Source organism: Pseudomonas sp. LA5 (assembly GCF_028640825.1).
Lineage (GTDB): Bacteria > Pseudomonadota > Gammaproteobacteria > Pseudomonadales > Pseudomonadaceae > Chryseomonas > Chryseomonas aestiva.
In genome coordinates this window covers 1-7,715 of record NZ_JAQYZY010000026.1, presented here as the reverse complement: position 1 = coordinate 7,715, position 7,715 = coordinate 1, and the positions used below count along the sequence as shown (strand labels likewise).

The window sequence follows — 7,715 nt, the reverse complement described above, 5'->3', positions numbered from 1 at the left end:
CTTTGGCGGCCAGGTATATCATCAGCGGCTGCAGAAGTGACTGATGCGTAGCGTGGAAAACGGCGCAGCCTTTTCCACAGGGACATTGGCTGCGTGGGATCACCCTCACCCCAGCCCTCTCCCGGAGGGAGAGGGGGTTGTCCGAGTGGGGGGTGGTTTGGCGGCCAGGTAGATCATCAGCGGCTGCAGAGGTGGCTGATGCGTAGCGTGGAAAATGGCTTAGCCTTTTCCACTCTTGATATCGGCTGCTGGAGCCACCCTCACCCCGGCCCTCTCCCGGAGAGAGAGGGGGTTGTCCGAGCGGGCGCTGGGTTTTGGCGGCCAGGTAGATCATCAGCGGCTGCAGAGGTGACCGATGCGTAGCGTGGAAAACGGCGCAGCCTTTTCCACTCTTGATATCGGCTGCGTGGGATCACCCTCTCCCAAAGGGAGAGGGGGGCTGCTCCGTGCGCGTCCGTGGTCACGACACCTCAGCGATAGGCGCTGACCTGATTCAGCAGGGTGATGTCATCGGCCGGTAGCTGCAGCCGGGTGGCGGCCACCAGGTCGTCGAGTTGGGCCTGGGAGGTGGCGCTGGCGATGGGCGCGGTGATGCTGGGGCGGGCGATCAGCCAGGCCAGGGCGACCTGGGCCGGGGTGGCGTCGTGCTTTTCGGCGATTTCGTCGAGGCCGGCCAGGATGGCCATGCCGCGTTCGTCCAGGTAGCGCTTGACCATCTCCGCGCGCGAACCCTGCAGATCGTCCTTGGTGCGGTACTTGCCGGTCAGGAAGCCGCTGGCCAGGGAGAAGTAGCTGATCACGCCCAGGCCGAGTTCCTCGACCACCGGTTCCAGGTCGGTCTCGTAATCCTGGCGTGCATGCAGGTTGTAGTGGGGCTGCAGGCTCTGGTACGCCGGCACGCCCAGGCGTTCGGCGATCCTGGCCGCTTCGCGCAGGCGCTGGCCGCTGTAGTTGGATGCGCCGATCACCCGCACCTTGCCTTGCTCCACCAGCCGCGCGAAGGCGCCCAGGGTTTCCTCCAGCGGCGTGTCCTCATCGTCGCAATGCGCCTGATAGAGATCGATGCGATCGGTCTGCAGGCGCTTGAGCGAAGCCTCCACCGCCTGCTGCACATAGCTGGCCTTGAGGCCCTTGCGGCCTTCACCCATGTCCATGCCCAGCTTGGTGGCCAGGATCACCTGGTCGCGCTTGCCGCTGCGGGCGAACCATTTGCCCAGCAGGGTCTCGGATTCACCACCGCTGTTGCCGGGTGCCCAGCGCGAATAGACGTCGGCGGTGTCGATGAAGGTCAGGCCCGCCTCGAGCAGGGCGTCCAGCATGCGAAAGGACTGGGCTTCGTCCAGCGTCCAGCCGAAGACGTTGCCACCGAAGCAGAGTGGCGGCACCTGGAGGTCTGAGTGGCCAAGGGTACGTGTGTGCATGGAATCCTCATCCGGTTGGGGGCGTCATGCAGGTTACGACCGATGGCCGCGGCTCAAGGTTCGAGGCGTGATGACCCCGGCCACTCCCGCAGGGGAAGGGGTTTGCCGAGGGCGTAGCCCTGGGCGTAGTCGACGCCGATGGTGCCGAGCAATTCGAAGGTGGCCTGGGATTCGACGAATTCGGCGATGGTCTCGGCGCCCAGGTGATGGGCGACCTGGTTGATGGACTCGACGATGGCGCGATCCAGCGGATCCTGATCGAGGGTGCGGATGAAGCTGCCGTCGATCTTCACGTAGTCGACGCGGAAGTGCTTGAGGTAGGCGAAGGAGCTGAGGCCGGCGCCGAAGTCGTCCAGGGCGATGCGGCAGCCGCGTTCGCGGACCTGGCTGATGAGCGCGGAGGCCACCGAGAGCTTGTTGATCACCGCGGTCTCGGTCAGCTCGAAGAGCAGGCGCTGCGGATCCAGCGGCGAGGCGGTGATCAGCTCCAGCAATTCGGGCAGAAAGTCGGGATCGCTCAGGCTGTTGCCCGAGAGGTTGATGCCCACGTGCAGCTCGGGTCGTTCCTGCAGCCAGGGCACCAGCTCGACCAGCACCTGACGCACCACCCAGCGGTCGATGCTGCTCATCAGGCCGAAGCGCTCGGCGGCCGGGATGAAGGTGGCCGGCGAGATCAGCTGACCCTGGACATCGCGCAGGCGCAGCAGCAGCTCGACGTGCTGCGCGGTGCTGCCGGTGGCGCGAGTGGGGACGATGGTCTGGGCGTGGAGCTCGAAGCGGTGCTGCTCCAGGGCCTCGCGCAGGCCGCTGGCCATGAGGATCTCGCGGTGCTGGCGCTCCACGTCCTCGCTGCCGGCGCGATAGAGCGCCGCGCGATTGCGCCCGGCGTGCTTGGCGGTGTAGCAGGCCACGTCGGCCTGGCTCATCAATTCGGCCGGGCTGCGGGCCTCGGCGGTGATGGCGACGATGCCGGCACTGGCGCCGACGTCGTAGATCCGGTTCTGCCAGTTGAAGCGCACGGCACCTATGCTGGCGATGAGTTTTTCGGCGACGGCCTCGGCCTGTACCAGGTCGCAGTCGCGCAGCAGCAGCGCGAATTCGTCGCCACCGATGCGTGCCACCGCGTCCGAGCCACGCAGGGAATTGCGCAGCAGGGTGCCCAGTTCGCGCAGCAGCAGGTCGCCGGCGGCATGGCCGGCGGAGTCGTTGACCACCTTGAAGCGGTCCAGGTCGATGAAGCACAGGGCATGCTGGATGGTGCCGGCCTGGGCCTGCTGCCAGGCGGCGTCCAGCTCCTGCTCGAACTTCAGGCGGTTGTAGAGACCGGTCAGGGCGTCGTGGGAGGCGTTGTAGCTCAGCTCGCGCTGCAGGTTGCGGGCATGGGTGACGTTCTGGAACACCAGCACCGCGCCGATGATGTGGCCATCCACCGTGCGTACCGGTGCGGCGGAGTCCTGCACCTCGTGTCTTTCGCCCTGGCGGCTGAGCAGCACCGCGCCTTCGTCCAGCGAGGTGATGGTCTGCTCGCGCAGGCAGCGGGTCACCGGACTGGGCAGCACCTCGTCGCTCTGGCTGTCGTGGATACGGAAGACCTCTTCGTGGGGTCGACCCTGGGCATCCGCCAGCGACCAGCCGGTCAGCTGTTCGGCGACCGGATTGAGAAAGAGGATGCGGCCGTCCATGTCGGTGGTCAGCACGGCGTCGGCGATGGAGGCCAGGGTGACCTGCAGCCGTTCCTTTTCCTCGTAGAGCGCCGTGGTCAGCTGGTGGTGCTCGGTGACGTCGCGGTTGCTGCCGACCAGGCGTACATGACCGTCGGCCTCGACCACCGAGATCAGCTCGGAACGGATATGGCGGACCTCGCCGCCGGGACCGCCACGATTGATGCGGAAGTTGAAGGTGTAGAACATCGACTCGCTGACGACCTTCTCGAACACCTCCAGCGAGCGCGCCTTGTCGTCCGGGTGGATGAAGGTGAGCCAGAAGTCCATGTCCCGGCTGAGATTGTCGGGGGCGATGCCATAGAGATCGCGCAGCCGGGCGTCGGCATTGAAGCCCGGACTGCGGGTGTCCCATTCCCAGATTCCCACGTTGCTGGCACGGATGGCCAGTTGCAGCCGCTCGCGCAGCCTGGCGTTGGTCGCCTCTGCGCGGCGCTGGGCGTCGATGTCGCGGGCCTGTAGCAGATAGCCGGTGAGCAGGTCGCCGTCGTCATGGTCGGGCGACAGTGCCAGTTGCATCCACAGCCCCTGGCCGTCGCGGTGCAGCAGACGGCGGGTCTGGTCGCCTTCCTCGATCGTCAGGGACTCTTCGGCGTCGGCGCTCAGCTCCTTGAGCAAGCGGCCGTCGAGACTGTGGCGCGGATAGCCGAGCATGGCCTCCAGGGCCAGGTTCACCTGGCTCAGGCGGCCCTCCACCGACAGCAGCGCCATGCCATAGGGCGCGGCGCTCAGGGCATGGCGAAAGCGCGCTTCGTTGCGCGCCAGGCGCTGGTTGTGGTGGTGGCTCTGCTGCACGGCGGCGGCCAGCAGCAGCGGTGGAATCTGCATCAGGGCCACGGGAATGTAGGTCAGGGCTTCCTGTACCAGGGAGGCGCCGCGGACACCTAGCAGATAACCGTGGGCCACCAGGTAGGTGAAGATCAGGATGTTCAGGCCGCCCACCACTGCGGTACCCGCGGCGCTGAGCCTCAGGGTCATCAGCAGCAGCAGGGTGGAGACGTAGACGAAGGGATAGGGCACGTAGGCCAGCAGGGCGAGCACCAGCCCGGGGCTGATCAGCAGCAGGACGACGAATTCGCGGGCGCCCTGGCGGCTGAACTGCTGCCACTGCAGCGGACGGCGGAGAAAGGCCAGGGGCATCACCACCAGCAGGCCGAGGGCGTCGCCGAGGTACCAGTGCAAGGCGACCCGCAGCAGCTCGGGATTGCCCTGCTGGGCGGCGATCAGCGTTCCCAGAGCGGTGCCGGCCAGGGGTGTCACCAGTACCCCGTAGAACAGCAGGCGGCCCATGGCCGCGACATTGCGTTCGGGATGGAGGATGCGATCGTGCAGCAGCCATGTGCCGAACAGGATCTCGGCCAGATTGGGTAGGGAATAGAGCGCGCCGATGGCCGGCTGGCCACTGAAGGGCAGCTCGGCCAGGGTGCCGGCCAGCCAGATCGCCAGCAGTTGCAGCGGCCAGCGGCGGGGCGCCGAGCGCAGCAGCCAGGCGATCGCCAGGCCATTGGGCAGCCAGAGGGTGGCCACGGTGGTGGACGCCTGGCGGGTGAAGAGGATGCACAGGACCGAGCTGAGCAGGAACAGCAGTGCCAGCGCGGTGGCGTCACGCAGCGGAGAGGTATTTCGCGACAGAGTGGAAGTCATTGCCTATCCAGACACACTGCTCGGCCGGCAGGTGCCGGGCAGACGAGACGATCCCGAGGAAGTGGGGAGTATCTCCGCTGGTTGGCCATAAAAAAAGGGAATACCGGTCGGTATTCCCTTGGGCTTGACCAACGTCAGCGTCAGGCGGCCTTGGCCTGGGCCTGGGTGACCGCGCGGTTCAGGGCGCTGAGCAGGGCGCGGAAGCTGGCGGTGGTGATGTTCTCGTCGATGCCGATGCCATGCAGCGGACGCTGGCCTTCCAGGCGGACCTCGATGTAGGAGGCGGCCTTGGCGTTGGCGCCGGCGCCGATGGAGTGCTCGTGGTAGTCCATGATCTCCACCGCCTGGGGCAGGCTGGCGACCAGGGCTTCCAGCGGGCCTTTGGCGGTGCCGTGCCAATGCTCGGTACGACCCTCGACGGCGACTTTGATGTCGACGGTGGAGGTACCATCTTCCTCGCGCAGCTTGTGGCTGACCAGAGCGTAGGGGCTCTTGGCCTGCAGGTATTCCTGTTCGAGCAGGGCATGGATCTGCGCCGCGCTCATCTCCAGGCCCAGGCGATCGGTCTCGCGCTGCACCACCTGGCTGAATTCGATCTGCATGCGACGCGGCAGGCTGATGCCGTATTCCTGCTCCAGCAGGAAGGCGATGCCGCCCTTGCCCGACTGGCTGTTGACGCGGATGACCGCCTCGTAGTCGCGGCCGATGTCGGCCGGGTCGATGGGCAGGTAGGGGACCTCCCAGAGGGCGTCCGGCTTCTGCTGGGCGAAGCCCTTGCGGATGGCGTCCTGGTGGGAGCCGGAGAAGGCGGTATGGACCAGGTCGCCGACATAGGGGTGACGCGGGTGCACCGGCAGCTGGTTGCACTCCTCGACGGTCTTGCGCACGGCGTCGATGTCGGAGAAGTCCAGCTCGGGATCGACGCCCTGGGTGTAGAGGTTGAGCGCCAGGGTCACCAGGCAGACGTTGCCGGTGCGCTCGCCGTTGCCGAACAGGCAGCCTTCGACGCGATCGGCGCCGGCCATCACCGCCAGTTCCGAGGCGGCCACGCCGGTGCCGCGATCGTTATGGGTGTGGACGCTGATCAGCACGCTGTCGCGGCGGTCGATGTGGCGACCGAACCACTCGATCTGGTCGGCGTAGTTGTTGGGCGTGGCGCACTCGATGGTGGCCGGGAGGTTGAGGATCAGCTTGTTGGCTGGGGTCGGTGCGAACACCGCGATCACCGCGTTGCACACCTCGACGGCGAAGTCGGTCTCGGTGGAGCTGAACACCTCGGGGGAATACTCGAAGCCCCACTGGGTCTCCGGCCGCTCGGCGGCCAGGCGCACGATGGTCTGGCCGGCGGCCACGGCGATGGCCTTGACACCGGCCTTGTCCTGGCCGAAGACGATGCGGCGGAAGCTCGGCGCGCAGGCGTTGTAGTAGTGGACGATGGCGCGCTTGGCGCCCTTGAGCGATTCGAAGGTGCGCTCGATGAGGTCGTCACGGGCCTGGGTCAGCACCTGGATGGTGACGTCGTCGGGGATATGACCGCCCTCGATCAGCTCGCGGACGAAGTCGAAGTCGGTCTGGGAGGCGGAGGGAAAGCCCACCTCGATCTCCTTCAGGCCCACGGCGACCAGGCACTTGAAGAAGGCCATCTTCTTCTCGGCATCCATCGGCTCGATCAGCGACTGGTTGCCGTCGCGCAGGTCGGTGGACAGCCAGATCGGCGCCTTGTCGATGACCTTGTCCGGCCAGGTACGGTCGGGCAGGGCGACGGGCGTGAAGGGACGGTACTTCTGCGAGGGATCTTTGAGCATGGTCATGGGGATTCTTTCCTTGGGCGGGGTCGGGACTTACGAAGCGAACGCGGTCGAGCTTCGCAGTCGTGGACTGACCAGTCGCAGGCAGCGGTGCTGCCGGAGGAGGATGAGGGTATGGGCGTTGTGCATGGCGCTAACGTTAGTCCGCCGAGGGCAGGTCTCGCAATGTTCTTTTTAAAATTGGCAGGAATGTTCGCATAAGGGGTTTTGGTGGAGATTTATTGCCGGTTGTGGCTGTGTATTGGTGATTTATAAATGGAAGGAGAGGTGTTTTTTGTGTAACCCGAGATCGCCGAAGCGACCCCTGGCGCCGGGCCGGGGTCAATGCTGGACGATTCCCGGCAACCGAACGAAAGGAAGGCGTCCATGAAGACTCTCGCACTGGTAGGCCTGGCGACCACCCTGGTCGCCGGTCTGGCCTCGACGGCCCAGGCGGCCGACAACCCTCTGGAGGCGGAACGCTGGAAGACGCGACCACTGATCCTGGTCGCGCCGACGGCCAATGATCCCCAGGTCGCGAAGCTCCGCGAGGAACTGGCGCAGCCGGCCAACCGCGAAGCCTTCGTCGAGCGCGAGATGGTGCTCTATACGGTGGTGGGCGACGCTGGTAGTCGCAACGACGAGCCGCTGCGGCCGGAGCAGGCCCGGGCGCTGCTCAAGGCGCTGGACGCCCGTACCGGCCAGCCGGCGACGCTCTATCTGGTCGGCAAGGACGGCGGGGTCAAGGTGCGAGAGCAGCAGGGGTGGTCGCTCAAGGCGCTGTTCGGCACGGTCGACCGGATGCCGATGCGGCGGTAGGGCAGGACCCTCACCCCAGCCCTCTCCCGGGGGGAGAGGGGGTTTTCCGAGACCAGCCGGACGCCGTGTAGATACCGTCTTCGCCCCTCAGTGTGCAATCGCTAAAGCAGGGTCGAAAGGCTTGCCTGATTTGAGCACGCCATAGGCGATGGTCAGCAGCTTGCGCATGGCGGCGCAGACGGTTTGTTTACCTTTCTTCCCCCTGGTTTTCAGACGCTCGGCTTGCGCCTTGATAGCCGGGTTGTAGGTCAGCGCCACGACGGCGGGTAGGTATAGCGCACTTCGTAAGCGGACCGATCCCATGCGCGAGATGCCGGTATGGC

At 66.1% G+C, this 7,715-nt stretch carries 4 protein-coding genes and 1 pseudogene; 1 reads left to right on the top strand and 4 read right to left on the bottom strand.

From position 1 onward, the window contains the following. Positions 1-470: 470 nt before the first annotated feature. The 3 genes from PVZ72_RS08065 to leuA form a co-directional block, all read right to left on the bottom strand. Complete coding sequence (locus PVZ72_RS08065; RefSeq protein ID WP_273861647.1) at positions 471-1,421, bottom strand: aldo/keto reductase; 951 nt, start codon at positions 1,419-1,421, stop codon at positions 471-473. Positions 1,422-1,474: 53 nt separating this feature from the next. Next, positions 1,475-4,786 carry an EAL domain-containing protein gene (locus tag PVZ72_RS08060; RefSeq protein WP_273861646.1) on the bottom strand — a complete coding sequence of 1,104 codons (3,312 nt, stop codon included), beginning with the start codon at positions 4,784-4,786 and terminating at the stop codon, positions 1,475-1,477. Between the two features lie 140 nt (positions 4,787-4,926). Beyond that, a complete protein-coding gene (gene leuA / locus PVZ72_RS08055) occupies positions 4,927-6,597 on the bottom strand; it encodes a 2-isopropylmalate synthase (RefSeq protein WP_133862752.1) in 1,671 nt (556 codons plus the stop codon). Between the two features lie 363 nt (positions 6,598-6,960). On the opposite strand from leuA, the gene PVZ72_RS08050 reads away from it, so the two are divergent. Then, a complete protein-coding gene (locus tag PVZ72_RS08050) occupies positions 6,961-7,392 on the top strand; it encodes a DUF4174 domain-containing protein (protein ID WP_273861645.1) in 432 nt (143 codons plus the stop codon). A gap of 87 nt (positions 7,393-7,479) precedes the next feature. Here PVZ72_RS08050 and PVZ72_RS08045 read toward each other — a convergent pair. Further along, a pseudogene (locus tag PVZ72_RS08045) lies at positions 7,480-7,715 on the bottom strand (IS110 family transposase); the annotation flags it as partial.

Excerpts from the sequence above, each read along its gene's own strand:
- PVZ72_RS08050 (WP_273861645.1), top strand. The coding sequence starts at position 6,961 with ATGAAGACTCTCGCACTGGTAGGCCTGGCGACCACCCTGGTCGCCGGT.
- leuA (WP_133862752.1), bottom strand. The coding sequence starts at position 6,597 with ATGACCATGCTCAAAGATCCCTCGCAGAAGTACCGTCCCTTCACGCCC.
- PVZ72_RS08060 (WP_273861646.1), bottom strand. The coding sequence starts at position 4,786 with ATGACTTCCACTCTGTCGCGAAATACCTCTCCGCTGCGTGACGCCACC.
- PVZ72_RS08065 (WP_273861647.1), bottom strand. The coding sequence starts at position 1,421 with ATGCACACACGTACCCTTGGCCACTCAGACCTCCAGGTGCCGCCACTC.